Origin of the sequence: Scytonema hofmannii PCC 7110, assembly GCF_000346485.2 — a bacterium.
Lineage (GTDB): Bacteria > Cyanobacteriota > Cyanobacteriia > Cyanobacteriales > Nostocaceae > Scytonema > Scytonema hofmannii.
Window position 1 is genome coordinate 7,013,169 of sequence record NZ_KQ976354.1, and the last position, 24,982, is coordinate 7,038,150.

Here is a 24,982-nt window from a genome sequence, read left to right on the forward strand (position 1 = left end):
GCTGGGGCTAAAACCAAGTGGAAAAGCAAATTCAGCTACTAAACGAATTAGGTTTGACTGGCTATGAGGCTACAGCGTACTTGGCGCTCTTGGGACGAAGCAGTTTCACTTCTACAGAATTGGCTGCACGGGCAAAGATCCCACGACAACGCATTTACGATGTCTTAGAATCTCTTGAGGAAAAGGGGTTATGTATTTCTAAAGACACAACGCCACGTTCCTATTTCGCTCTCGACCCAAGTATGGCACTGGAAGTGGTTAGTACACAGCGTACTGAGAAACTTGAACAACAGCGACAGCAGATAGTTGCTCACACAAAAGATTTGATTCAGGAATTATCTCCCATTTATCAAATTGGGCGAGGTCAGAACGATCCACTTGAATATATCGATGTGCTGGGTAATCCATCTCGGATAGCTAGCAGGGCGCTAGCGTTAGCACGAACGGTTCGCATTCAAGTCAACTCTTGCATCAAACGTCCCTTTGTTCTTACAAAGGAGCAGAATTGGCGTTTTATTCGCGAACCACTTTCTCGTGGAGTTACCTATCGCGCAATTTATGAAATGTCTGCTCTGGAAGACGATGAACTCCGTATCTGGCTTAGTACTTTTCATGAGTGGGGACAAGAAATTCGTTTGATAAGCGAATTGCCCATTAAAATGCAGGCGTTCGATGAAGATGTTGTGCTGGTCTCCATGCAAGACCCTGTGGGTAGTCCGCCTAGCTTGACTGCGATCGCGATCGAGCACAAAGGGATGGTAGCGATGATGAATTTAGCTTTTGAGCAAATCTGGGAACGTAGTAAGCCTTATCAAAGAGAGAACTAAGTATGTTGAAACAAAGCAATGTAATTTACGTAGAAGGATACCATCCGGGCTATATCGGACGTATTACCGAACTGCATGGAGTTTATTACAACCGATGTTGGGGTGTTGGTGCAGAGTTTGAAATCTTGATGGCTAGAGAACTGTGCGACTTTTGCGAGCAGTACGATACGGAACGTGACCTTTTGCTGATTGCTCGAGCCGATGAACGTCTTATCGGTTCTATTGCAGTACAAGGAAATACTGATCGTTCGAGCAATCAGCATGAAGCACGATTACGTTGGTTTATTCTCGACCCTGTTTACCAAGGTCAAGGTATTGGAAAAGCTCTTCTTCAGCAAGCACTACATTTTTGTCGTAAAAAGGCATTTCCAAAGTTATATCTTTGGACTGTTGATGGGCTTCCTCAGTCAAAATATCTTTATGAAACTTTTGGGTTTCAAGTCGTTGCACAAGAGTTGGATATAAGGTATGGTATTTCACTGCTGAGTTTAAAAATGGAAATGCAGTTAGAGTAATCCTAAATTTCGTCTGAATTCATGCCTAGAGATCGCAACCGTTCAGCGAGTCGCTGTGCCTTTGCTTCTGCTCCGTCTGCTCGTTCTGCTCCAGTGGGAATGACTTGCCCACTGCGATCGCCCTTGGCTCAAGCCGTACCCGGCTTATCGCACCACCGAAGCCACAATCGCGTCACGTCTTCCTCGAACTGCCCTTCCCACAATAATATCAAGCCAATTCCAGCGATGTCAAGCTCAGTGACGATTTCTTCCGTGTCAAAAAGCTGCTGAGTCATAAGCGGTTACTAGAATTCAATATCTTAATATGATCTACTGAATTTTCAAGAAGATTAAAGCAGAAGAAAAAAACCACCAAAGTGATTTATAATGCCATAAAAATACGGTAATACGATCAAACAGCCGTATAGATACGGAGAATTGTAATGATCAAGTGGCAAAATAGGTTGATGGTGGGGACACACTGGATTGGGCAAATCCAGAGTTACGTGAAAAAAGCTTTTGAGGCGATCGCACAATGGAGCAATAAACTGGCGGGAAACTGGTCAAAAGGAAATTCTCTTAGAGACTTTGTCTGTCTTTTTCTGTTAGGCGCTGGCTTGAGTGTTGCGATCGCAGCCTGTTCTGGAAGCACCTCAGCTGTCAAACCCGATGTTAAATTAAACCTCGTTTCATTCTCGGTGACTCAAGCAGCTCACGATCGCATCATTCCTAAATTTGTAGAAAAGTGGAAGAAAGAACACGGTCAAAATGTGATTTTTGAGCAGAGTTACGGTGCATCTGGAACTCAAGCCGAAGCTGTGATTAAAGGTTCACAAGCAGCAGATGTAGTACACCTAGCACTTCCCCTTGATGTCAATAAAATTCAGCAAGCTGGTTTAATTGAAAAGAATTGGGAATCGAGAGCGCCCAAAAGTAGCATTGTGACTAGGTCTGTGGCGGCGATCGTGACCCGTGAAGGCAATCCCAAAGGCGTCAATACTTGGACAGACTTGACAAAAGATGGTGTTAAGGTTATTGTTGCTAACCCCAAAACTTCTGGTATTGCTATTTGGGAATTTTTAGCTTTCTGGGGTGCTGTAACTCAAACAGGCGGTGACGAAACGCAAGCACAAGCTTTTACAACTAATGTTTATAAAAACGCCCCGGTTCTAGCTCCGAGTGCGCGTGATGCTAGCGATCTCTTTTTCCAACAAGGAAAGGGAGACGTGTTAATCAATTACGAAAACGAAGTTTTTTTAGCTGAGCAGAACGGTCAGAAATTACCTTACATAGTGCCTAACGTTAACATTTCCATTGACAATCCTGTCGCGATAATAGACAAAAATGTTGAGAAGCACGGTACTAAAGAAGTTGCAGAAGCATTTGTAGATTTTCTTTACTCAACAGAAGCTCAACGTGAATTTGCCAAGTTAGGATACCGTCCCGTTAACCCTGCTGTCCTTGAAGAAGTAGCAAAGAATTATCCCCCAATTCAAACCTTTTTTACTGCTCAAGATTTAGGAGGTTGGGATCTACTTCAAAAAAGATTTTTTAATGATGGGGCAATTTTCGACAAAATTTGGACTGCTAGCAAGGCATAAATGGGCATTGAGCATTGGGCATTGGGCAATCAGAAAAATAAAGTACAGGAATTTCAGTTATGAGCTTTTACAGCAGATTCAAGTGTCAGGGTTTATTAACATCTTTGGTCGTTTTAACGCTTGGTATAACTTCTTGTAATAGAGCTAACGAGAAGGCAACTGAGGTAAGTATAGATGGTGCGGCTGTAGGTTTTCCTATATCTCTAGCAGTTGCTGAAGAATACGAGAAATTTAGATCTAAGGCAAATGTGAGTGTTGCTTCAAGCGGTACTGGAGGTGGCATAAGTAAGTTTTGTGCTGGTGATATTGATATCGTTGGTGCTTCACGTACCATTAGGGATGAAGAAATCAAAACTTGTGCCAAGAGAGATATTACCTTTCTAGAAATACCTATTGCTCTTGACGGAATTGCTGTCATTGCCAATCGTCAAAATAACTTTGTTCAATGTTTGACGATTGATGAATTGAAAAAAATGTGGAATGCTAAAGCAACTCATAAAATCAAAACCTGGAATCAAGTCAATCCCAAATTTCCTAATAAGCCACTAAAATTATATGCTCCGGCTTCTGATACTGGGACATTTGATTATTTCACACAAGCTATCACTGGAAAAGCCAAAAACGGACGCACAGACTATACTCCAAGTCACAATCAAAACATTCTTGTCCAAGGAGTTGCTGGTGATGAAAACGCTCTTGGGTATGTTGGCATATCTTACTATTTGCAGAATCAAGATAAGCTAAACTTAGTTGCTGTAGAAAGTCCGAAAGGAAAATGTGAAAAACCTGTTCCAGTTGACAATGTTGTCAAAAATATTTACACACCTTTGTCTAGACCTTTGTTTATTTATGTGAGTAAGAAGTCACTGGATAAAAAACCAGCCGTTAAAGAGTTTGTGAATTTTTACATAGAAAATTCTTGGAAATGGGTTGAGTCAGTGGGTTATGTTTCTCTACCCGATGAAGCTTATCCTAAGGTAAAGCAAAAAGTGGCTAATGGTACAACTGGTACCAAGTTTAAGAAGGCAAAACCGGGCGAACCTATTACGAATTTTATTTAAATCTGGGTAATTCTAAATACAAAATGTCCCAGAATGTCTTGTGGGATGGGCATCTTGCCCGCTATTGATTAAGGACGGGCAGGATGCCCATCCCACAAGATGAAATAATTTATATCAAGCCAACTTCTCCAGTATCGAGATCGTAACGACCTCCAACAATTTTAAGCTTACCCTCCGATAATCGTTGAGACAAAATTGTTGAATTCTGTTTCAATTTCTGAACTTGATACTGAACGTTTGCAATCACAGCTTTATCAACTGGATCGTCTGATGATTCACTTTTTGTCTTAGCGATAACGGGTTTGATAGCTTTAACAAAAGAACCAATATGACCGGGGAGACTTTCTCCCTGAACCGCAGCTGTAACAGCACCGCAGCGTTCATGACCCAAAACCATAATCAAAGGAGTGTTGAGGATGCCTACAGCATATTCCAGGCTGCCAAGCACCTCATCTGTCACAATGTTCCCGGCGACACGGATGTCAAATAAATCACCAATTCCTTCATCAAATAAAATTTCTGGAGGTACTCGCGAATCCGCACAGCACAGCAAAGCTGCAAAAGGGTGTTGTGCTTGGGCAACTTCTTTGATTCGTGCTTTTGATTGGTCTGGATGCTGACCCTTTTGCTGAACGAACCTTTGATTGCCGTCCATCAATCGTTTTAAAGCAGCATCGGGGTCTAAGGGTGGAACTGAGTCAGCAATTGCTTGCTTGGGCTGCATACTCCAAAAAGCACTTCCCGTAACAGCAGCTACTAAGGCAATTCCACTCGTTCCTGTTAAGTTTAAAAAACGGCGACGATCTATCAATCTATGATTTTCATTCATGATACCATTTGAGATTGTGGATTGTGGATTGTGGATTCTGAAAGCTTACAGTGACGCGATACATCTCAGTGAGCGAATTTCTGTAGCATCGGAAATGTAGCAAGTGCCGCCAAACTTGTTGAGGATTGGTCGAATGATTTCCACTGTAGGTTTGATTTTGTCTGGAAGACAAAAGGCAATCACGTAAATATTATCCAGCATGGTCATGTCTAAATCTTCAGAGTCACCTCTAAAACCTTGTCCGGCAACATTTCGAATCAACAAGTACCCTGTTATATCTGCCTGTTTTAAGCCGTCCAAAATTTTTCCAAGCTCAAATGAATTCGCGATGATTTCTATTCGTTTAACTGGATGCATATTGTTATCTCCATAGCATATTAATTCCGTACAGATATAATGGAATTCCCACAATGATATTGAAAGGGAACGTTACAGCCAGAGCCGTAGAAACGTACAGGCTGGGATTTGCCTCTGGAACCGTTAACCTCATGGCAGCAGGAACGGCGATATAAGAAGCACTAGCGCACAATACTGCAAACAGAAGCGCGTCTCCTTGAGGCATTCCGATCAATTTCGCAATAACAAGTCCAATCGCTGCATTGACAATTGGAATTAGTATGGCAAAAGATATGAGGAATGCGCCCGTTTTTTGCAAGTCTTTAATTCTTCTGGCAGCAACAAGTCCCATGTCAAGCAAAAAGAATGTCAGGACACCGTAGAATAAACCTTGAGTAAAGGGTTCTAAAATTTTCCAACCGCGTTCTCCTGTCAAAGCTCCAATACCAAGGCTCCCTACTAGCAAAAAGACAGAACTATTTAAAAACGCTTCTTGTAGGACTTCTGACCAGGAAAAATCTCGCTCTTTTGAATCGGCTGTGAATAGATTGACGAGAATCAAACCGACGATAATAGCTGGAGATTCCATGAGTGCCAAGGCAGCCACCATATAACCATCGAAAGGAATCCCGAGTTCGCTTAGAAATGACCCAGCTGTGATGAATGTTACGGCACTGATAGAACCATAGGTTGCTGCGATCGCTGCAGCATCATAAGTATCAAGCTTCAGTTTGAGAACAAAAAAGGTATAAATTGGAACCAAAGAAGCCATTAGTATGGCTGCTAGGAGCGTTAAAACCACTTCCTGAGTGACTCCGCTTTTGATGAGTTCCACTCCGCCCTTAAATCCTATTGCGAAAAGCAAGTAAAGGGACAACAGTTTTGGAATAGGAGCCGGAATTTCAAGATCTGATTTGACAAAAACCGCTATCATCCCCAGAAAAAAGAATAAAACTGGTGGATTGAGAATATTTGAAACGATTAGACTTGCATTCATACCTACTCCGCACCCAGAAAACCAAAGAATTTTAGGAAAGCATTCATCATGAAGATGAACACGATCAAATATGAGTCACCACAGCTGGTGTAAAACCACTTTATGTCAATTAAGGCACTAAAAATATATAACTAATTATTATGTAAACTATAAGTAAAACTTTTTTACTGCTATGGAATGTAATAATTAATACTTTGTTTATGTATATATGCGGTATTACAGGAAAGCGATCGTCTTGTCTAGATTTCTTACTGGAATTTCAAAAAATGTTCTGTGCCTACAACAGGATTTAAGTCGCAAAGAACAACATCCCCTCGTGTAATCTCTACCACTGAATTTCTCCACGAGTCAATCGATTCTCATAATCCTCTAAATTGGATAAGTAGTCAGAAAAATCTGACTCAGCCATCTCTTTGGACTCAGTATACTCAAGCCATAATGAAGAATCTTTACTACTTTGCTTCCGAAGCAGGAAGTCGATAAAATCGTTTACTTCCTGAACTAAAGATTCTGGAAGAAGATGAATCTTTGTAATTGCTTGGTCATGTATAGTTATAAGGTTTTGCCTACTGATTTTGCTACGCGGTAATTTAAATGATTAAGAAGCAGTCCTCATGCCACTCATATCACTATCCAAATGTGACTCCCGACGTATATTCATTAATCTTTGTTTGTAAAAATCGTCCATTTCAGCAACAAATTTGCCCTTGACAAGTTTGATTCCCAATACATCAATTGCGTTAGCAAAATCTAGGAAGCTAGCATTATGATAATTTTTATCTTCAAAAGATTTTATTTCTTCTTCAGTCCGCTGACAAAACACTGCTAATTCTTTCTGAGTCAGCTTCATTGCTATTCTGGCTTTAATTAAGAGATCGGGTAAATAATCAAGATTTTCTATTTCGAGCATAATTGGTTGTTCAGGGTCATGAGCAACTAATGCTTCATATTCCGTTATCTCGTCTAATAACTTTTTCCGTAATGCATCGTTCGAGTCTTGAGATAATTGCCAACCATCGGGGTCATTTAATCGCTTTTCTTCATTTGCCTTTATTTTTCGATTAGCTTCAGCAAATTTTTCTGCCCATTCCTTGGAATAAGCTAATTCCTTGTCAGTTTTAATCATATTTCCCACTCCAATAAATTAATAGCTATAATGCCCTTAAGATTTTGTTGTCTATCGCGTTGCAAAAACTCTATTGATATTGTAGAGTCATCCACGGGTTGATCGGATTGATAAATTTCACCTCGATACCTAGCTTTCTGTGCTGCACTGTCATAAAACTTTAATATTAGTGGTGCATTTTGTCTCAAGTAGTCTATATCAACATCATCCCTATCCCAGCAACAGTCAAAATCTCGCGGCTTTGGTGCGCTTGTTACAAAGGAGCCATTAATATAAAAAGTTCGGCATCCAGCAGTTTTTAATTCTGCCATTACTGCTTCCATCCCTTGAATCATTTGCATTCTTTTATCTGTATATCCAAACCTTGCTTTAAACTCCTCCCAATTGCAAAAATGTACCCCTGGTGGTAAATTACCAATTTCATCAAACTCCGGAATCATTATTTAATCAATAGCATGAACTTTACTAATTTTAAAACATAGCGCAACGAAAGACACTTAAAGTAATCGCCTTTTTAAAGAATCGTATTCTGAAGTGCGATCGCATCTCAAAGTTTTCAATCAATTAACAGCCTGTAACAAGGAATTAGTTCTTATGTCAGATAAACACTCTTTTAATGACAAGACTTTGCGCTCGCTCTCTCACATCATCCCAGAGCATCAAGGAACCATTTCATCTCTTCTGCATCTCGTAACATTCCTAAGAGATTAAAACCATTCATTGCCTTAGTTGCATAGTGACGAGCTGATTCTATACTCCCCCATTGTTTTTCCCAACGAGCAAAAGAACGTTGATAGCGAGCAAGACGCCGTTTGTTGTTGCTACTTTCAGCTACCGTTAAACCTTTGGTTATTAGCTGTTGAGCTTCATGTCTCTCACCTTGTTCTATAGCTATATCAGCTAGCCAATTTTGAGCAGAGTTAATAACTCGATGCCAGTTAATATTTTCTGCTTTTTGTATCACCTCTTGAAAAAGTGTTTTAGCTCTCACCCATTCATATTCTGAATGAAAAATTTCAGCACGATGATAGAGAACAGGAATTATATAGCGAGCGTGTTGTCACTCTTCTAGCTCAGCTTTTTGGACTAGTTCTTCTTCTAGCGTTAACCAGTGTCGTGCATCTTGATACATTCTCTGTCGAATTTTCAGCCTAGCCGTCCCTTCCGCTAAGTCAGCCTGAACACACAAGTCCGCATGATCTCGTAAAACCCATGTCCGTCGCAAAATTTCTTCTGCTTCTTTCAAACTTTGTTGCGAACACATCCGAATCAACAACCAGCTTTTTCGGATTGAAAATTTTACAAAAGATGACCATTCACCTCGCCGTTCCGATTGTTCAATTAGCCATTGCAACCAATCCAAGCGATCATCCCAGTAAGCGTAAAGGTTGGCATAGTGATATAAAAGCAGCCATAAATCGCTGACTTCTTCATAGCGATCTTGATCTTTACACCAGTAGAGAGCTGCCCGCAAATTCCCTTGCTCTTCGTCTAACTTGCTGTAATGTATCCACTTTTCCCAATCTTCTCCTGCATTACGTTGAGCAAAATCTTGATAGAATCTTACCCAGCGCTTGCGTGCTTCTTTTTCAAAATCTGGGTATGCAGCCAGTTCGGCTAGAACGTACTCTCGTGTTAGAGAAAGCATTTCATATCGCCCAGTTTCTTGGTTCAAATTCACTAGCGAGAGTTGCTGAAGACGTGCTAAGCCATCATTGATAGAATCAGGGGCTGCGGTGAGTCCAGCTACCTCAGCCACAGCAGCAAGTATTGGTGGATCGGGAAAAATTGCTATTGACAATAGTAACTTGTGAGCTGGTTTTTCCTTGATACCTTGTACTGATTGCTCAAAGCAAAAACGAGCAACATCACTTGTTGCTGAAGCCAGCCTTTCTAAAACAAAATTCAAGGAATAGCCACTAGAGACTTGACCGATGGCATAAACAATGGCGAGAGGGATTCCTCCAGTCCGTTGATAAAGTAGACTTGAATTTTGATCGGTTATAGTGACTCCTTTTTCTTCAGCTTGCTGCTGAATTAACTTCAATCCGTCATCCAAAGGTAAATGTCGGAGACTAATGGGAAGCAAAGCAATTCGTTCGCGAGTCGTCAAGATAACTTTAACGTGAACTGGTAAGTCGTACAAGAAACCGATAACTTTTTCCGTCTCCTCAATTGTTTCCATATTGTCCACAATCAGCAGTGTTCTTTGTTTAGACAGACTTTGGCGGACACCGTCAAACTGATCGTCTAGAGGAGATTGAATAATAGCAGGGTCGTTGAGAGTATGAGCAATCTCGCGAAAAATGTCCCGCAGGTTACGATGTCCCTGGTGTTTTCGCAAAATACTATTGGGAATGAGTTCTTGTTGTTTAGCTGAAGTGAAAATAATGGCGTCAAATTTGGGTGCGCTAGAAAGATTTTCCCGACTGGCGTTTAGGCAAAGATACGCAGCTGCTAAAACCAGAGCAGTTTTACCTACACCGCCAATACCATCTACTGTAATGATGTGAGCAGCATGATTGGGTGAAAGGCGTTGCAGTAGAAGTTTCATCTCCGCCTCACGCCCAATAAATTCTGTGTAAGTTGGCGCGGGTAAGTTATGAGTGATTGTGGAACTACTGACACTGGATACCGAAGCACCCCTACGATAGCCGTGTCTTTCTAGAATGTATACTAAGTTACCTGACTTAACGCTTTTATTTGGTTCTCCTGTCAAAGCTTCTAGATCTCTATAGATACTGCTCACACTTGTTCTGACAACAGCATTTTTTTTCAGCAGATCTATACCAATCTTTTTTAGGCTATACCCACATAATAATCCTAGTAATAAATCTTTTCTTGTATCCCGTCTGTATCGCTTTTGTGTTGTTGCCTCCAAATCAATCAGTAGACGGTCTATGTCCCATTCCCTCAAAATGTTGCGATTCCAGCTTTTGGGTAAATTCCAATCCTCGGAGCCATTTGACATAAATATTACCCTACAAGTTTATTATTTACAAGCGTTTTTATATACTTAATAACATTTTAATGGATAAAATATTAACAAACCACTAACAAATTATTGACACTGTTAATTGGCTGTTTGTAATTCTTTAATTACGCTAGTGTTAAAGCTCTACAGAGAGCGATCGCACTGAGAGGTGATTTCTAGCAGATACAAATTTAACTCACTCAATTGTAGCAGTAACAACAGAAACTTTGGCAAAGAATACTAGGCTCTACTTATAGGAGAAATTTGATGAAAATCCCGACCCGAACCGTAGTTTCTTTTTTTAGATCAGAGAAATCAAAAGTATGTTTTCCTGGCACAAAACAAGTTTATCTATTCACAAAGCGTCCTATACTTCACCAAGACTTTACAGCCAAATCTCTACAGGACGCCATTAATGAATTGCAAACAATATTATATGCTCAAGGATTCCTTGTAAATATCAGTGGAAAATTTGATTTAGAAACTGAGGGAGCAGTTAAGGAATTTCAAATAAAAAATAATCTACACGTTGATGGAATCGTTGGAGCACTAACTTGGGCTTGTCTTTGTTATCCCATGATTTATCGTGGTATGAAAATTTTGACACCCAAATTACAAGAGTCTGTGAAAGAATTGCAAAGTATTTTGCATAAAGAAGGATTTTTTAAAAAAGAACCTTATGGTGTTTTTGATCGGCAAACGGAAAAAGCAGTTAAATATTTTCAAAGAAATTACGGACTGAAAGATGATGGTATAGTTGGGGCTGCTACTTGGGCTGTCTTATTAGGAATGCGACAAAAAAAGGATGTTCGTACTCCTAAAGTGTTTTGTTTTTTGCCATTGCAAATGTTGTCTTTTTGGAAACAATTGTTAATGCTTGCTTTCATCATACTAGGTATCTATAACAGTCCGATAGCTGGTCCAGATCCTCAATTCAATAAGGCGTTAGTTACTGGGTATGCGCTGACTTATATTGTGCCTTTTCTACTGGATTGTATTCCATTTAAGCAAGCTAGCGAGCAAACATTACCACTTTTTGAATATGCTCCCTATATGTTAACTGGCATCTTTTGGAAGCCTATTCTTAACTTCATTGAGCAACTGGTGAACTAAGTGTGAAAAGTTACGATTTTGTAGCAATTATCGCTTGTGTGAGATACGGTAAGAAATAATTAACCGCACCCTGTAGCTGATGGACACAGATAAGTTTGTACCTTTTAGCAGATTAGGAAATACTGTATCTACACAAGTTTTTTCTTAAGTTTGGTAAAGGGCGGGTGCGGGGTTTGAACCCGCTAATCCCCAAAGTGGTGGAGATGTCATCCGATAATCCTAAATTCTTCGTCCTTGAAAGGCAAGTTGTGAATCAGGATAACCCGCCAAGAAATAAATTGCCCTGAGAATAGAATTCTGGGGCTACACAAACGCTCGTCCGCATATGCGGACTAATCATAGCCTGTGGAGGCAGGCTTCGTTTGTATAGCCATGAATTCTATTCGTTAGGTATTTTGACAAAATAGGAATGCTCCCAAGGATATGGTGTCTTGCATATCCTTGATCTACAGTTCACCTGTAGCTAGCATTTGAATGATGCGAGGTATTCCAGGGTCAAAGCCACCCAAATCCCAAGACAATGGATCTTGAGGATCTACTAATGTAATCCGGTAAGGTGTAAGAGTGATATACACTGCTTTGGTATTGGGGTTGACCTTTTGACGGTACTCAGCTAAAGCTTGACTTGGGTGTTTGTAACCAGCCCATGACTCGCTGTCAGTCCAAAAGCAAACAACATCGGCTTTGAACTTGTTCTTAATCATCCAGTCATAAGCAACAGATGCATCTGTTCCACCAAAGTTTTGGTTGCTAGCTTTGCGGACTGCTGACTTGAAGCTATCATTGGCATTAATACCTAAATCGCGGAAATCGGTCGCAAAACCACGAATCATGTAGTTCTTCTCTGCTTTTGCTGTCACCAGTGCCATTGTTGCAGCTACTTCACAACACGTAAGTCCCATATCAACAATTGGGAAACCCATTGAACCGGAGACATCTACGGCATGCATGAACACTTTGCCTGTAGGTTGCACGACATCAAAAGACAGCGCCAAGGACTTTTCTAGAATTTCCACAATTTCATCAACTGGGTTCCAAGTCTTTTTGCTGCGTCCCAATGTACCCCCAGATTGATAAGTCTTGAGGGCTTTCAAAACATCAATTGGATGTATACGACCTTTCCGCAGATGTTCTTTGTTATTCAGCACTGCTTCCACTCGTTGCAAGTTGGCACGTTCATTTCGTGCTAACACACCTATTTCGGTGAGTGAACCTAAATTACGCAGCAATGCACCAATTGGCATTTCATTGAATAGCAATTGCCAAGCACTTTGCTCCATCTTGCCCACAGGTGCAGCCATTTCATGGGTTAAGTGTCCTTGTAGTATGGCTTCATTGGTCTTTTCTGGATTCCGCTTCAGCCACTCATACCACCAAATTTGGGCTAATGCTGTAGAAGGGATTTCCTCTGGTAGAACTTCCCAACCTTTCACAACCCACTCAAACAATTTTTGATGGTCTTCTGTAAGTGGTTTGACGTGAAATAACCGCAAAGCATCTCGGTTGGAAAAGCCATGACGTTGCTGGTACTTCAGCAATTGGTAAGCCAAACCTTTAACGTCTTCTTTTGCGAACCAATTCTTACCAGCTTCTCGCACAACTTTACCAAATCCTCGCATGGACTTGGTGTAGTTCAACCATTCATAAAAGTGACTTCCCGTGCGGACAACTTGTGGGAAGATTTCGCAAAATGCTTTCTTTGCTTCTGGTGCTTCACCCATGGATAGCAACACCAAAGCAAGAATAGGCGCACTGTTGTTGATGGCGCGTCCGTCACTAGCATAAAGTATTTCTTCTGCAACTCGTCCTGGATTTTCTGCGATCGCCTGTCTGACAACCTCAACAAAATCTTCTGTCAGTTCGTGTTTGCCAGCATAGTAAGTGCTTTTGGCAGTACCAATCAGCAAACAGCGCCGCAGCATCTTCCAAATACCCGCATCGAACATGAACCCGCCCGAACGTCCTTGGATCATCTCTGTTTCCCGTCCGGGAATGGGCTGAGTTTGTGGTGTGGCTGTCTTTTTCTGAGTAAAAAATTTGTAATTCATTGTATTATCTCCCAGCCCTTACGGACAAAAAAGAAGGTGGCGGAGCAGGATTTGAACCTGCGACATCCCGCGTGGAAAGCGATAACCCTAATTCTTCGTCCTTTTCAGGCAAGGGATGAATAAGGATGTTTAGGTGTTCTACCATCTGAACTACCCGCCACATGGAAATTTTGGATTTTGGATTTTGGATTTTGGATTTTAGATTTTGGATTTGAAATTCAATCCAAAATCTAAAATCTACAATCTAAAATGAATTGGCGTGGGAGGCAGGATTTGAACCTGCGGATGATGGAACCACGATAACCTCAATTCTTCAGCCTTTACAGGCAAGTTTGTGAACCAAGGACTATGGGCAATTTGCCCATCCAATGCCTTACCAGACTTGGCTACTCCCACGTGAAATTTTTGGTTTTAAATTCAATCCAAAATCTAAAATCCAAAATCTAAAATTAATTGGTGTAGCGGGGCGGGATTTGAACCCGCATCTCCGGTGAATTAAGGGGGGGATCGTTAGCAGCGATAACCCTAAATTCTTCGTCCTTTTCAGGCTATGTTGGCGCTCTACCACTTGAGCTACCTGCCACATATCAGCTTGTAATACTTAATGTAGTATATGTATTACTGAGTGTCAAGTGGCTGGGTGAAAAATTTTATTGCTGCTGTAGTAGGGTGGGCAATGCCCACCGTTCGATGTTGGTGGGCGGTGCCCACCCTACTTTTTATCGAGAAATGGAGGAGTCCCTTAAGACATGCCCAGACTCTGCTTGGGAACGAGATTGAGACGGGTCACTGGTCACTGGTTACTGGTCACTGGTCACTGGTTACTGGTTACTGGTTACTGGTTACTGGTCACTGCTCCCCATTTGCCAAATTTTTGCCGGGAAAATTTTCTGGCAAATAGACAATTGTTACAAACTATTGCCATGTTTTTTGCCAAGATAATATCATTATTTCCCAACAAAGATACTTGGCAGTAATCGGCATGAGTGAAAAAACAATAGAAAGCTACGGCAAGGGTTTTCTAGTTCTACTTTTGCCTATCTCGTTTTTAATTATTTTCCTAGTTGCCACCTGGCGAATCTGGCTAGGGGTAATCCTTCTCGTCTTGACGCTTAATGTTTGGCAATTTTACAAATGGCAACAGTGGAGCCAGCAAGTTAATCCAATGTTCCATCAGTTGCTTAAGGAAAATCAAGGCAGGGTTACACCTGTAGACTTGGCAATGAAGGGCAATTTTTCTGGGGAAACGGCAAGACGTTACTTAGAATCGAAAGCAGCAGAATTTGGTGCTCGTGCTATTGACTCTGAAGATGGAAGTAAAGTTTATTACTTCATCACTGCTAGTACTCTAGGTAGCATTCTTGACGATAGCGAACCACCAAAAGAACTGCCTGCTGAACGTGTTGCCTACCAACCTCTACCAATTTTTGCTCCACCTCCACCCAAGCCACTTTTGGAAGAACCAGAGGCTGAGTTACCACCTCAGCCACCTCAAGAGACTCCAAAAAAATCACTGGAAAAACAGTTGTTTTTTGGTTCTCTGATTCAATCTGAACTTGCCAAGCGGCTCAATGTTTATTCCAGCACCGTCTACAAAAGGAGAGACGATCCAGATTTTCCAGAGTGGAGTCGTAGCAAAGATCCAGATGGCATTGCTTGGAAATATTCTCGAAAAACTAAAGAGTTTTTTCCATTAGAACGAGAAGAAAAAAGTTAAAAGTTAAAAGTCAAAAGTCAAAAGAAATTTCTTTTAACTTTTGCCTTTTTTACTTTTGAAAACCAATAGCTTCTGAGATAGAATTCAAACCATTTTGTTCTAGCTTGGATAACAAACCTTGAAGGATGCGTCTTACCATAGCTGGACCCTCATAAATCCAGCCTGTATAAACTTGCAGAAGGCTAGCACCTGCAGAGATTTTTTCCCAGGCGTCTTCAGCCGTGAAAATGCCTCCAACACCAATAATTGGAATTTGACCTGAAGTTTGCTGCCAAATAAAACGAATAACTTCGGTGGAACGTTCTCTTAATGGAGCACCACTGATACCACCTGCTTCATCTTGAGGTGATTTGCCAGTTTTGGAAATTACCTGAGTTCGCAATCCATCCCTACTAATAGTGGTGTTTGTCGCAATAATTCCAGCAAGTTGATAGGTTTTTGCCAAGGAAATAATGTCAGATATTGCCTGCCATTCTAGGTCGGGAGCTATCTTGACAAAGAGAGGCTTTTTTAGGGAATTTTCCTGTTGTAATGCTGCCAAAATAGAACTTAGCATGGAAGCATCTTGGAGCGATCGCAATCCGGGTGTATTTGGGGAAGAAACATTGACAACAAAGTAATCCCCGTAATCCTTAAGTAAGTGAAAACTATTGCGATAATCAAGAGCAGCATCTTTAATGGTGGTTATCTTAGATTTCCCCAAGTTCAGACCTATAGGTATTGACCTTAAATCTTGCTTAACTTCTGCTAACCGTATTGCCATTGCCTCCGCACCGCTATTATTAAATCCCATGCGGTTGAGAGCGGCTTTATCTAAAGGCAAACGGAACAACCGGGGAGGGGTATTTCCAGGCTGTTGGTGAAAAGTAACGGTTCCCATTTCTGCAAAGCCAAAACCCAAGCTAGACCAGATGGGGACTGCGACTCCATCCTTATCAAAACCTGCAGCCAAACCAAGGGGATTGGGAAACGTCAGTCCAAATAGATTTTGCTCTAGGCGTTTATCCTCAAGACAGAATGCTTGCATCAAAAGTTCGTTCATCCAGTTTGCGGGAGGACGAACTCGATTCTGTCCCAACCAGCTCAAGCTGCGGATGGTTTGCTGGTGCAGCCACTCTGGATCTGTTTTTGCCAGAGTGAACAAAAGGGGACGAATTGCATTTTTGTAAATATCCATCTTAAATTCAAAACTTCACAATCTCAAAGCGAAATTCGCTCGATCCATGTGCTTTTATGGGCATCTTATATAGTAACAATCTAAGTTAACCGATAATTCAGATGTTGCCCCCTCAAAAACCAACAGCAGCCGACCAACATATATTTTCCTTGGGGCGCGTCCTCCAAAGCCTCAGGGAAGAGAACGATGTTGAGGTTTTAATCCAAACCACTATCTCGTACCTGAAAGAGCAGTTTGACTATAGGTTGGTGTGGATTGCTCTTTACGATCGCCTGAACCACATCTTATTTGGCAAAGGAGGTTTTTCGCCTGTCGCGGATAGTAGTTACTTGAGACAGCGAGTTGTACTGAGTCCGGGAGATTTGTTAGAGCAAGTTGTCATTGAGCAACGCCCCATAGGTGTAGCTGACTTAAAAGCTGAAAATCGAGCCGAACAATGGCAGGGATTTGCAGAAAAATTTAACATACAGGGAACGATTATATTACCAATTCGATACAAAGATCGCTGTTTGGGTGTTGTGTTGATGGGTTCGGAACGCTGGGGTTATATGCTTGGTGGTGAAGCAAAAGCTCGGCTGATGATGGTTTTGGGGGAACTGGGGGCAGCACTTTATCAAAGCGAAATTGATTTGCAGCAAAAGCAAACCAAGCGCTTGGACGAGCCATTATTGCGGCTGTTGGAAAGTTTCAGAACTCTGGGTAACTTGGAGCAAAAACTGGAAGCTGTGGTGCAAGCCACTCATGAATTCGTTTCACCTACCCGGACAAAAATTTACTGGTTCGATCGGGAAAAACGGTATTTTTGGCTGCGGTTGAGCGATCGTCATAGCAAGACGCCAGCCGAACAGCAGTCAAGTGGAATTACAGTGCAAGAACTTAACGACTTTTATTATGCACTGTCAGTCCATCAAATTGTCTTCATTGGGGAGGGACGCAGTTCTTTAAAAAGTGCTTTTACAGTCAAACTGCTGCAACGCTTGAACGTGCGATCGCTTTTGGCAGCTCCGATTATTTGGCAAAAAGACTTGCTGGGTTTTATGGCAGTTGAAGCCAGAGAAGCTCGAATTTGGTCGGATGTGGAAAAAAATTTCGTTACCGGTGCAGCTGGGTTGCTTTCGCTTGTAGCACCTACCGAAAGTATGGAAACCACCATCAAACAAGTTCAAAATGATGCTCAACTCACCAGTCAAGTTGCTAAAGCTATCTGTAAAGATTCTGATACTCTAGAAGCTTTACGTGTTTGTGCGGCAAAAGTCTTGGAACGGTTGGGGGCAGAACGTTTTTTATTACTCGATTTAGATGCAGATCGAAATCAATACAAAATTTTATACCAAAGTCAACCCCGAAATCGGAGAAATTTGATATCCGCCCTTGATGCTCTCAAAGAATTGGATTGGCAGTTATTGCACCATTCATCAGAGGCAGTGGGAATTGAAGATGCTGAGTTCGATTTAAAATTTTATAATTGGCGGTCTGAGTTAGTAGAAAATGGAGTCAATTCTTTTCTCATTAGTAACTGCACTCAAGGTCGTGCGCCAGAATCTCTTTTACTCGTTACCACTGAAACTCCTCGCTATTGGACATCTCAAGAGAAGGAACTACTGCAAGCAGTGAGCCAGCAAATTGGTGTTATTGTTCGTCAATGGCGACTGCATCAAGTGACCGAACAGCAAGAAAAAATATTGCGTAGCTTTCAGCAATGCTTCCGGATTTTGGAACGAACTCAGAGTTCTATCCCTCAACCTGCTTATCAGTTTGAACGGGCTGCATTGGAACAAATAGCGTCTGTTCTTGGCTGTCCTTTAGCATTACTGCTTTCTTGGACAGCCGAACAAGACGTTGCAGAAGTGATACCAGGAGTTATTGCTAACAGTCAATTTGCAATTAATACTGATGTAGCGATTCCAATTCAGGCCGAACCTATTATCTATTGGGCATTTGCTACAGATGGTTTATTAGCTATCAAAGTAGACGATTTACCCGAACAAACCAGAAAGTGGCTCAACGGTTCCGGTATTGGTCAGGTTTTAGTGATGGCTTTACGCACCAGTGCAGACTACCAACCCACAGGTGTTGTGTTAATAGCAGACCATGCAGAACGTCAGTGGTCAGAACAAAGCCTCACTGCCTTAGAATCTTTGATTTGTCAGTTTGCTTGGTCGCGTTGGCATTTGCATATCACGCAAATTCTCCAATCCACAACTAACAATCTCCAACAACTGAATTGGTACAAGCACCGTCGTTTGGAGGAAATGCAAAGAACTATCGTACTTTTACTTAGCCAAATGTATGATTTGTGTACTCCTACTAACGAACTGATTCACACTCGCCATCTACAGTTATTGCGTCAGATGGAGACAGTGACAGGCGCGATGACAACCATGCTCAAACTCGAGCAGTGGCAAGTCTGTGTTAGCAAAGAAACTTTACCAATAGCTAGTTTACTCAAGCGATCGCTCGAACGAGTAGAAATCTTGCTCAAACAACAAAAGCTGTGGGTAGGCGTGCATGGTTTAGGGCAACCGATTGACAGCACAGAAAAAACTTATTCTACTTTATATAACTCTTCTGACGGGTCTAAAACCCAAGCCATGACGATCGTTGGCGACATAGTAAAAATTGAATTAGTTCTATATGAATTGTTAATGAACGCTTGTCGTCGTTCGGTAGGTGGCGGAAGAATTGACATTTGGTGTCGCCGCATGGACGAGGAGTTGCTAGAGATATCAGTGACAGATAATGGTACTATTGAAGCTAAACTTTTAGAAGAATTACATCAAGATGCACCCAAGAAAGTGCTATCTCCCTCCAGTCTCAGTCAACCACCAGGTTTACACTTGTTAATCTGTCAAAATCTCATGCAACTCATGGGAGGCGAACTGCATTTTTATCAGTTACCAGATGGTCGGGTTGTGAGCCGATTGTTATTGCCTTTAGCTAGTTAAGTAGTCACCCGGACAAATTATCAACCGGGTAATAAATTTCTAATTTGTGCTTTTTAAGACTTTTTTGAGCCTAAACTATACGCATATTTGCTTAATGATAAGCTTAAAATAATACAACTTAAGTTAGAACATTTTTTCCTTTGGTTATGGTAAAACAAACGCCACAATCAGTTACCCAAATTACCATACCGTTGTAACAAATGCGGTTATAATGTACATCCAAATCTCAAAATTCAAACTCAAATCAGCACCGTATTGATATGGGACGTGCTCGTTCTAAATCGGACTTGCCTACAAAAATGTGTCCGGTATGTCAACGCCCTTTCACCTGGCGCAAGAAATGGGCTGATTGCTGGGATGAAGTCAAATACTGCTCGGAAAGATGCCGTCGTCGTCGTTCTGAAGCACAAGGTACGGAGTAAATACATAAAGAGATGGATATACAGGTGCAACCTAAATTAATTATTCATGGAGGGGCGGGAGCTTCTCTGAAGGGTAAAGGAGGATTAGACGCAGTCCGCCGATCGCTCCATAAAATAGTGGAGGAAGTTTACGCTCTTCTCCTATCTGGAGAAAGTGCTAAAGAAGCGGTAGTTAAGGGCTGTCAACTGTTGGAGGATGAACCCCGCTTTAATGCCGGAACTGGTTCTGTATTGCAATCAGACGGTCAAATCCGTATGAGTGCTTCTCTCATGGATGGTGCTTGCCAAAGTTTTAGTGGCGTGATTAATGTATCGCGGGTGAAAAATCCTATCGATTTGGCGCTTGCTCTCCAAAGTTCTCCCGATCGCGTATTGTCTGATTATGGTGCTGCTGAATTAGCACGAGAATTACAAGTTCCGAGCTATAACGGCTTAACTGAATTGCGGTTACAAGAATGGATCCAGGAACGTCAAGATAATTTTAAAAGAGCAATGGCTGGGGTCATTGCTGAAGAAGAATTGCTAGAAACTAGCAGTGCTCGACGCGGTACCATTGGTGTAGTAGCTTTAGATACTCAAGGTAAGCTAGCAGTAGGTACCTCTACGGGTGGAAAAGGATTTGAGCGCATTGGTCGGGTCAGCGATTCTGCAATGCCTGCAGGCAATTACGCTACAAAATTTGCTGCTGTTAGTTGTACTGGTATCGGAGAGGATATCATGGATGAGTGTTTGGCACCACGGATTGTAGTACGCGTTACTGATGGAATGCCGCTTTCTGAAGCAATGCAGCGCTCCTTTACAGAAGCAAGCGAAAACCACCGAGATTTTGGAGCGATCGCCATTGATGCGAGTGGGGCAATAGGGTGGGGCAAAACCTGCCCAACTCTTTTGGCTGCATTTCATAACGGCGAGGAGATTGGCGATACTTTGGAAATACCCGGTGGTACAAAAGTAGGCGTGTTTTAAGGATAAATTATGAAGGTATTTTTTACTTTATTCATCGCGCTCAGAATCCCTGTGGCTTTAGCCCAGGGAGTTAGTCAACCTTCTCCATCCTTGTGACTTTGCAAACGCCAACCCGGTTTCTCTACCTGGCGAGCACGGGCAATTACCAGACAATCATCAGGGACATCTTTTGTAACAGCAGAGCCGGCTGCTATGTAAACGTCATTTCCTATTGATAAAGGAGCAACTAAAACGCTATTTGCTCCGGTTTTTGTGCGATCGCCAATTGTGGTTGGGTGTTTTTTCACTCCGTCATAATTGGCGGTAATTGTTCCCGCACCAATATTGACTCGGGTTCCTGCAGTAGTATCACCTAAGTATGATAGGTGGGCTGCATTGGAATGGTCGCCTAGGGTGGTATTTTTTAGTTCTACAAAATTTCCGATTCGGCACTTAGCACCCACGACAACATTACCGCGTAAATGAGCATAGGGCCCGACTGTGGTTCCTGAATGTATGATACTATTTGTTACTACAGAATATTGAATAGTGACGTTTTCACCGATTTGGCTATTTTCAATCAAACTTCCCGGTCCAATGCGACTTCCTGTGTGAATAACCGTACTCCCTCTTAGGTGAGTTTGAGGTTCAATAATTACATCTGGCTGTAATTCTACGGTGTCGTCAATTGTAATACTTGCGGGATCTATGAGCGTGACACCAGCTAACATCCATTTTTCTTTGATTCGCCTTTGCAAAATCTCAGATGCTGTGGCAAGTTGCAGGCGATCGTTAATGCCGAGAATTTCCCGATAATCCTCTAAATCCACTGCCATTACTGGCTCAATTTGGCTAACCGCATCAGTAAGATAGTACTCTTTCTGAGAATTGTTTGCCTGTAAGTGAGGCAAAATGTTAGCTAAATCCTGCCATCGAAAGCAGTAAATGCCAGCATTAATACGTTGATTCTGCTTTTGATCGGGAGTGCAATCCCTATCTTCAATAATTTGTTGAACTATATTTTCACTATTACAAAAAACGCGTCCATAGCCCTTAGGATTATCTACCTTTGCTGTCAGTATGGTGGCAGCGTTTTGGTTTTTAGTGTGAGTTTCCAACAAATTTTCCAGGGTTTCTGTACGCAGCAATGGGACATCACCGTACAGTACTAGTAAATCTCCGGTGTAACCTTCTAAATAGGGCAGTAACTGCTGAACTGCATGACCTGTCCCAAGCTGTTCTGTCTGTTCTACAAACTCCAAACTTGGAATTGGCTGTAGGGCTGCCTTGATTTCTTCCGCTTGATACCCTACTATAACCATCTGCCGAGTCGGCGAAAGCGGTTTTACACTCTCAATAACTTGTTCGATGAGCGATCGCCCACCGAGGGAATGTAAAACTTTAGGCAGGTTGGATTTCATGCGTGTTCCACGTCCTGCTGCCAAAATTGCTACAACTACCATAATGAATGTGAATTGCTTTGACTGGCTTGCTTATTCGAGTTTAGACTCACTTAATACCAGCTTACTCACTTAAGACAAGCAATTCTTGCAAGAAATCATGACAAAATCCTCAAACTGCTTCATAAGTTCGGGGTTTCGCCAACCCTTTTTTGTTTCCTCTGCCATCACTTTGAGGGCTTCTTTTGCGGTAAACGCTTTTTTGTAGGATCTTTCGCTCGTTAAAGCATCAAAAATATCAATTATTTGAAAGACCTGTGCTATGCGAGGAATTTGCTCGCCCACCAGCCCATCCGGATAGCCTGAACCGTCCCACCGTTCGTGGTGGTGTCGGATGAGGGGAACCACACCCCGCATACTGCGTAGTGGCTGGCAAATCTTTTCGCCAATTAAAACGTGCTGCTTCATGATCGTCCATTCTTCAGGAGTCAGTTTTCCCTGTTTCAGCAGTACAGAATCAGGAATACCCACCTTGCCGATATCATGAAGATAGCCACCCCACATCAAATCTCGAATTTGATTGCGTGTTAAACTCAGGTACTCACCAAAAGCTTCACCCAATCTCATTAACCGTTCGCAGTGATCTCCGGTGTTGGGATCGCGACTCTCAATGGCTCTGGCAATAGAAAACAGGACTTGTTCGGCGTGGTCTAAATCTTCATTTAACCGCTTTTGTTGTACGAGAGATTTGACACGGGCTGCTAGTTCTACGCGATCGAATGGTTTGGTTAGAAAATCGTCTGCACCTACCTCAATTCCCCGAATACGCGATCGCCTATCGTTTAAAGCTGTAATAAAAATCACTGGTATCAGCCTGGTTGCTTCTTCCTGTTTGAGCAACTGGCAAACTTCAAACCCATCCATTCCTGGCATCATCACATCTAATAGAATCAGGTCTGGTTGTTTTTGCGGTACCAGTTCTATGGCAGTATAACCGCTATCTGCTTCTATGACTTCGTAGCCTTCCATTGCTAACAGAGCAACAGCTGTCATCCGACTAGCAGCATGGTCATCAACGACTAAAACTTTAGGTGCATCCGAATCTGTGCCATTCACTGTCCAATATGCGGCTTGTACCGTTCTAGATACTAGTAAATCAAATATAGAATTCACACGAGGGCTTACCCAAGAAGCAGGAGTTTCCGGCTCTTCAAGCCCGATTTCTTTTATAGGTGAACTTCGCGCATCATCCTTGTTTTGCAAAGACGATGTATGATTTGTAACTAGGGCTTGCTGAAAAAGTCAGAAAACAGCAAGATAAGAATTGATTAGTTACTCAACAAGGGTCTAATATAAGCAGATGCTATCTATGATTTAAGGACTGATTATTTTCAATAATAGTAAATGGGGAAAAAGGTGTAGTTTTAAAAAATAGACATAAAAAAGCATAAAATAGCCGCGAGAGCTGAGTAGAAAGATTCATCACTAAAAAAGTAATAGCAATTGCAGTTTCAGAAGTATGAGCAAGTTTCGTCATCACGCGATTGAGGCTAAATCTTCTTTTCCCCTGTCCAAATTTTCCCTCAATACAATTACGAATTCTCTCAGATTCTAAATCTTGTTTCTTTTTTTCTTTACTAACATTAGCTGGGGGTCTTCCTAAAGGAGGTCCGCTCATTATAATACCTCTTTCTTTACACCAAGCTCGGTTCTCTCTTGTGCGATAAATTTTATCAACATGAACAGATTCTGGATAGTACCCTGTGTAATTTTTAAAGGCTTCTACTTGAGCTTTTAAGTCTCCTGATTCATTAAAATTATCCCAACTTATATGGTCTAAAAATATATATCCTTCAAAGCAACTAGCAGACAATTTTGCCCCAAATTCTACCGATTTACCAGCTTTCCCTCGGACAATTGGACGGATATGTGGTTGGGTTAAACTGACAATGCGGTCGTCAATACTCTGTTTTTTATTTTCATACAACCAGAGTTGTTGACGGTAGACTTCTGCAACTACAAGCAACATCTTATATTGTCTGTGACTTAAATCTTCCAGAGAGGCTCCTGAAATAATTAGCTGTTCAATATGAGATAAGTTTCTTTTGATATATTGAAGTTGTTTTCTAATTGCTTTTCTCCTGTCTTTTTGGGAAACGCGACGTTTTTTAGCGACTGCTAGATAATCCTTTCTAGCCCTCTCTCTATAGGTTCTTGGTTTTTTCTCTAATTGACCCAAAGTCTGTTCGTAAAGTAAGTCTATAATTTTCTCTGTCTGTTTTCTTGCTTGATTGAGTAGCTCTAAATCTGTCGGATAGCTGATATCACCCGGAGCACAAGTTGCATCTATTATTAATTTTCCCCGATTTTTGGGTGTCTCACCTTCTTCTTCTGGTGATTCTGTTTTTTTTTCAGATAGTTTAGAAGATGTTGCTTCTAGCATCTTCTTCACCATTTCTTGATTCACTTTGTTAACAAGCTCCACACTAATTCTTTCCCGAAAATGTACCAACATTGATGCATCAAATGGAGCTTCATTACTATAATATGACATTCCTATAAAGTACTGTAGATAAGGATTTTCTTTAATTTGCTCTACTGTTTCTCTATCGCTTATCCCCAACTTTTCTTTGATTATTAATGCCCCTAATGCCATCCGAAAAGATTTGGCAGGTGCTCCCATCTCTACTGAGAAAAATGAAGAATATTCTTCTTCAAATTCTGTCCAAGGAATGAAAGCAGCCATCATTACCCAACGATTATCTTCTGATAACTTGCCCTCGAACGGGAGTTCAAAGTTTTCAGTTGGGATTGAAGTTTGTCCCTGTTTTCGGTACATGGTTACTAACAGCATACTTGATGCTGCCGCTCGCAGTGATGCAAGCATTTTTGGCTATTCTACCCTCCTCTCTTGCACCTGAATATACTTCTATAGTCTGAGAATTTAGAGACTGTCTCCTTTTTTTCTTT

The 24,982-nt window shown here is 41.6% G+C and carries 24 protein-coding genes and 3 tRNA genes; 10 read left to right on the plus strand and 17 right to left on the minus strand.

All coding sequences use genetic code 11. From position 1 onward, the window contains the following. The first annotated feature begins 17 nt into the window (after positions 1–17). Complete coding sequence (locus WA1_RS29275; protein ID WP_017747036.1) at positions 18–827, plus strand: TrmB family transcriptional regulator; 810 nt, start codon at positions 18–20, stop codon at positions 825–827. 2 nt (positions 828–829) lie between these two features. Continuing rightward, complete coding sequence (locus WA1_RS29280) at positions 830–1,342, plus strand: GNAT family N-acetyltransferase (protein ID WP_017747035.1); 513 nt, start codon at positions 830–832, stop codon at positions 1,340–1,342. 128 nt (positions 1,343–1,470) lie between these two features. Here the strand turns inward: WA1_RS29280 and WA1_RS57370 are convergent, their stop codons facing one another. Then, a complete protein-coding gene (locus WA1_RS57370; protein ID WP_017747034.1) occupies positions 1,471–1,617 on the minus strand; it encodes a hypothetical protein in 147 nt (48 codons plus the stop codon). Positions 1,618–1,764: 147 nt separating this feature from the next. Between WA1_RS57370 and WA1_RS29285 the strand changes: the two genes are divergently transcribed. Further along, complete coding sequence (locus tag WA1_RS29285) at positions 1,765–2,922, plus strand: sulfate ABC transporter substrate-binding protein (protein ID WP_017747033.1); 1,158 nt, start codon at positions 1,765–1,767, stop codon at positions 2,920–2,922. A 59-nt stretch (positions 2,923–2,981) separates the two neighbouring features. After that, positions 2,982–3,983 (plus strand): PstS family phosphate ABC transporter substrate-binding protein, encoded by a 1,002-nt coding sequence (locus WA1_RS29290; protein ID WP_017747032.1) that lies wholly within the window; start codon positions 2,982–2,984, stop codon positions 3,981–3,983. A gap of 109 nt (positions 3,984–4,092) precedes the next feature. On the opposite strand, the gene WA1_RS29295 is transcribed toward WA1_RS29290, so the two are convergent. The 8 genes from WA1_RS29295 to WA1_RS29320 all read right to left on the minus strand — a co-directional run bounded on the left by WA1_RS29295 (position 4,093) and on the right by WA1_RS29320 (position 10,242). Beyond that, positions 4,093–4,812, minus strand: coding sequence for a carbonic anhydrase (locus tag WA1_RS29295; RefSeq protein WP_017747031.1), 720 nt, complete (start codon positions 4,810–4,812; stop codon positions 4,093–4,095). Between the two features lie 45 nt (positions 4,813–4,857). Next, positions 4,858–5,169 (minus strand): P-II family nitrogen regulator, encoded by a 312-nt coding sequence (locus tag WA1_RS29300; protein ID WP_017747030.1) that lies wholly within the window; start codon positions 5,167–5,169, stop codon positions 4,858–4,860. Between the two features lie 4 nt (positions 5,170–5,173). After that, entirely contained in the window at positions 5,174–6,145 is a 972-nt protein-coding gene (locus tag WA1_RS29305) for a sodium-dependent bicarbonate transport family permease (protein ID WP_017747029.1), read from the minus strand. A 325-nt stretch (positions 6,146–6,470) separates the two neighbouring features. After that, positions 6,471–6,719 carry a DUF2281 domain-containing protein gene (locus WA1_RS53415; protein ID WP_336389847.1) on the minus strand — a complete coding sequence of 83 codons (249 nt, stop codon included), beginning with the start codon at positions 6,717–6,719 and terminating at the stop codon, positions 6,471–6,473. 24 nt (positions 6,720–6,743) lie between these two features. Beyond that, positions 6,744–7,271 (minus strand): hypothetical protein, encoded by a 528-nt coding sequence (locus tag WA1_RS29310; RefSeq protein WP_017747028.1) that lies wholly within the window; start codon positions 7,269–7,271, stop codon positions 6,744–6,746. Then, positions 7,268–7,711, minus strand: a complete 444-nt coding sequence (locus WA1_RS29315) for a DUF6932 family protein (RefSeq protein WP_017747027.1) — start codon at positions 7,709–7,711, stop codon at positions 7,268–7,270. The genes WA1_RS29310 and WA1_RS29315 overlap by 4 nt, the downstream gene beginning before the upstream one ends. Before the next feature lie 206 nt (positions 7,712–7,917). After that, positions 7,918–8,262 (minus strand): tetratricopeptide repeat protein, encoded by a 345-nt coding sequence (locus WA1_RS60360; protein ID WP_017747026.1) that lies wholly within the window; start codon positions 8,260–8,262, stop codon positions 7,918–7,920. 69 nt (positions 8,263–8,331) lie between these two features. Further along, positions 8,332–10,242 carry an NB-ARC domain-containing protein gene (locus WA1_RS29320; RefSeq protein ID WP_017747025.1) on the minus strand — a complete coding sequence of 637 codons (1,911 nt, stop codon included), beginning with the start codon at positions 10,240–10,242 and terminating at the stop codon, positions 8,332–8,334. A 270-nt stretch (positions 10,243–10,512) separates the two neighbouring features. On the opposite strand from WA1_RS29320, the gene WA1_RS29325 reads away from it, so the two are divergent. Next, positions 10,513–11,358: a peptidoglycan-binding domain-containing protein gene (locus tag WA1_RS29325; protein ID WP_017747024.1), complete on the plus strand. Its 846-nt coding sequence runs from the start codon at positions 10,513–10,515 to the stop codon at positions 11,356–11,358. A gap of 446 nt (positions 11,359–11,804) precedes the next feature. Here WA1_RS29325 and WA1_RS29330 read toward each other — a convergent pair whose 3' ends face one another. The 4 genes from WA1_RS29330 to WA1_RS55550 form a co-directional block, all read right to left on the minus strand. Further along, positions 11,805–13,406: a TROVE domain-containing protein gene (locus WA1_RS29330; RefSeq protein ID WP_017747023.1), complete on the minus strand. Its 1,602-nt coding sequence runs from the start codon at positions 13,404–13,406 to the stop codon at positions 11,805–11,807. A gap of 36 nt (positions 13,407–13,442) precedes the next feature. Then, positions 13,443–13,566: transfer RNA gene (locus WA1_RS55540), tRNA-OTHER, on the minus strand. A gap of 95 nt (positions 13,567–13,661) precedes the next feature. After that, positions 13,662–13,802: transfer RNA gene (locus tag WA1_RS55545), tRNA-OTHER, on the minus strand. Positions 13,803–13,860: 58 nt separating this feature from the next. Further along, positions 13,861–13,990 (minus strand) — tRNA-OTHER (locus WA1_RS55550). A 165-nt stretch (positions 13,991–14,155) separates the two neighbouring features. On the opposite strand from WA1_RS55550, the gene WA1_RS57375 reads away from it, so the two are divergent. Both WA1_RS57375 and WA1_RS29340 read left to right on the plus strand, forming a co-directional pair. Next, complete coding sequence (locus tag WA1_RS57375; protein WP_017747022.1) at positions 14,156–14,383, plus strand: hypothetical protein; 228 nt, start codon at positions 14,156–14,158, stop codon at positions 14,381–14,383. A 5-nt stretch (positions 14,384–14,388) separates the two neighbouring features. Continuing rightward, the gene (locus WA1_RS29340; RefSeq protein WP_017747021.1) at positions 14,389–15,123 is read left to right on the plus strand and encodes a hypothetical protein; all 735 of its coding nucleotides are present in this window, start codon (positions 14,389–14,391) and stop codon (positions 15,121–15,123) included. A gap of 49 nt (positions 15,124–15,172) precedes the next feature. Here WA1_RS29340 and WA1_RS29345 read toward each other — a convergent pair whose 3' ends face one another. Continuing rightward, on the minus strand, positions 15,173–16,300 hold the full coding sequence (locus WA1_RS29345; RefSeq protein WP_017747020.1) for a quinone-dependent dihydroorotate dehydrogenase: 1,128 nt from the start codon (positions 16,298–16,300) through the stop codon (positions 15,173–15,175). Positions 16,301–16,401: 101 nt separating this feature from the next. On the opposite strand from WA1_RS29345, the gene WA1_RS29350 reads away from it, so the two are divergent. From WA1_RS29350 to WA1_RS29355, 3 genes are all read left to right on the plus strand, one after another. Next, positions 16,402–19,245 (plus strand): GAF domain-containing sensor histidine kinase, encoded by a 2,844-nt coding sequence (locus WA1_RS29350; protein ID WP_017747019.1) that lies wholly within the window; start codon positions 16,402–16,404, stop codon positions 19,243–19,245. 260 nt (positions 19,246–19,505) lie between these two features. After that, positions 19,506–19,667, plus strand: coding sequence for a DUF2256 domain-containing protein (locus tag WA1_RS53425; RefSeq protein WP_081402960.1), 162 nt, complete (start codon positions 19,506–19,508; stop codon positions 19,665–19,667). Positions 19,668–19,679: 12 nt separating this feature from the next. Beyond that, positions 19,680–20,633 (plus strand): isoaspartyl peptidase/L-asparaginase, encoded by a 954-nt coding sequence (locus WA1_RS29355; protein ID WP_017747018.1) that lies wholly within the window; start codon positions 19,680–19,682, stop codon positions 20,631–20,633. A 74-nt stretch (positions 20,634–20,707) separates the two neighbouring features. On the opposite strand, the gene glmU is transcribed toward WA1_RS29355, so the two are convergent. The 3 genes from glmU to WA1_RS29370 all read right to left on the minus strand — a co-directional run bounded on the left by glmU (position 20,708) and on the right by WA1_RS29370 (position 24,851). Then, on the minus strand, positions 20,708–22,075 hold the full coding sequence (glmU, locus tag WA1_RS29360) for a bifunctional UDP-N-acetylglucosamine diphosphorylase/glucosamine-1-phosphate N-acetyltransferase GlmU (RefSeq protein WP_017747017.1): 1,368 nt from the start codon (positions 22,073–22,075) through the stop codon (positions 20,708–20,710). 69 nt (positions 22,076–22,144) lie between these two features. Further along, positions 22,145–23,275, minus strand: a complete 1,131-nt coding sequence (locus tag WA1_RS29365) for a response regulator (RefSeq protein ID WP_081402961.1) — start codon at positions 23,273–23,275, stop codon at positions 22,145–22,147. Between the two features lie 100 nt (positions 23,276–23,375). Continuing rightward, complete coding sequence (locus WA1_RS29370; RefSeq protein WP_026135401.1) at positions 23,376–24,851, minus strand: IS5 family transposase; 1,476 nt, start codon at positions 24,849–24,851, stop codon at positions 23,376–23,378. Positions 24,852–24,982 lie beyond the last annotated feature (131 nt).

What these genes read in the sequence shown, in the direction of transcription:
- WA1_RS29280 (WP_017747035.1), top strand. Translation starts at nt 830, where the DNA reads ATGTTGAAACAAAGCAATGTAATTTACGTAGAAGGATACCATCCGGGC.
- WA1_RS57370 (WP_017747034.1), bottom strand. Translation starts at nt 1,617, where the DNA reads ATGACTCAGCAGCTTTTTGACACGGAAGAAATCGTCACTGAGCTTGAC.
- WA1_RS29285 (WP_017747033.1), top strand. Translation starts at nt 1,765, where the DNA reads ATGATCAAGTGGCAAAATAGGTTGATGGTGGGGACACACTGGATTGGG.
- WA1_RS29290 (WP_017747032.1), top strand. Translation starts at nt 2,982, where the DNA reads ATGAGCTTTTACAGCAGATTCAAGTGTCAGGGTTTATTAACATCTTTG.
- WA1_RS29295 (WP_017747031.1), bottom strand. Translation starts at nt 4,812, where the DNA reads ATGAATGAAAATCATAGATTGATAGATCGTCGCCGTTTTTTAAACTTA.
- WA1_RS29300 (WP_017747030.1), bottom strand. Translation starts at nt 5,169, where the DNA reads ATGCATCCAGTTAAACGAATAGAAATCATCGCGAATTCATTTGAGCTT.
- WA1_RS29305 (WP_017747029.1), bottom strand. Translation starts at nt 6,145, where the DNA reads ATGAATGCAAGTCTAATCGTTTCAAATATTCTCAATCCACCAGTTTTA.
- WA1_RS29310 (WP_017747028.1), bottom strand. Translation starts at nt 7,271, where the DNA reads ATGATTAAAACTGACAAGGAATTAGCTTATTCCAAGGAATGGGCAGAA.
- WA1_RS29315 (WP_017747027.1), bottom strand. Translation starts at nt 7,711, where the DNA reads ATGATTCCGGAGTTTGATGAAATTGGTAATTTACCACCAGGGGTACAT.
- WA1_RS29320 (WP_017747025.1), bottom strand. Translation starts at nt 10,242, where the DNA reads ATGTCAAATGGCTCCGAGGATTGGAATTTACCCAAAAGCTGGAATCGC.
- WA1_RS29325 (WP_017747024.1), top strand. Translation starts at nt 10,513, where the DNA reads ATGAAAATCCCGACCCGAACCGTAGTTTCTTTTTTTAGATCAGAGAAA.
- WA1_RS29330 (WP_017747023.1), bottom strand. Translation starts at nt 13,406, where the DNA reads ATGAATTACAAATTTTTTACTCAGAAAAAGACAGCCACACCACAAACT.
- WA1_RS57375 (WP_017747022.1), top strand. Translation starts at nt 14,156, where the DNA reads ATGCCCAGACTCTGCTTGGGAACGAGATTGAGACGGGTCACTGGTCAC.
- WA1_RS29340 (WP_017747021.1), top strand. Translation starts at nt 14,389, where the DNA reads ATGAGTGAAAAAACAATAGAAAGCTACGGCAAGGGTTTTCTAGTTCTA.
- WA1_RS29345 (WP_017747020.1), bottom strand. Translation starts at nt 16,300, where the DNA reads ATGGATATTTACAAAAATGCAATTCGTCCCCTTTTGTTCACTCTGGCA.
- WA1_RS29350 (WP_017747019.1), top strand. Translation starts at nt 16,402, where the DNA reads ATGTTGCCCCCTCAAAAACCAACAGCAGCCGACCAACATATATTTTCC.
- WA1_RS53425 (WP_081402960.1), top strand. Translation starts at nt 19,506, where the DNA reads ATGGGACGTGCTCGTTCTAAATCGGACTTGCCTACAAAAATGTGTCCG.
- WA1_RS29355 (WP_017747018.1), top strand. Translation starts at nt 19,680, where the DNA reads ATGGATATACAGGTGCAACCTAAATTAATTATTCATGGAGGGGCGGGA.
- glmU (WP_017747017.1), bottom strand. Translation starts at nt 22,075, where the DNA reads ATGGTAGTTGTAGCAATTTTGGCAGCAGGACGTGGAACACGCATGAAA.
- WA1_RS29370 (WP_026135401.1), bottom strand. Translation starts at nt 24,851, where the DNA reads ATGTACCGAAAACAGGGACAAACTTCAATCCCAACTGAAAACTTTGAA.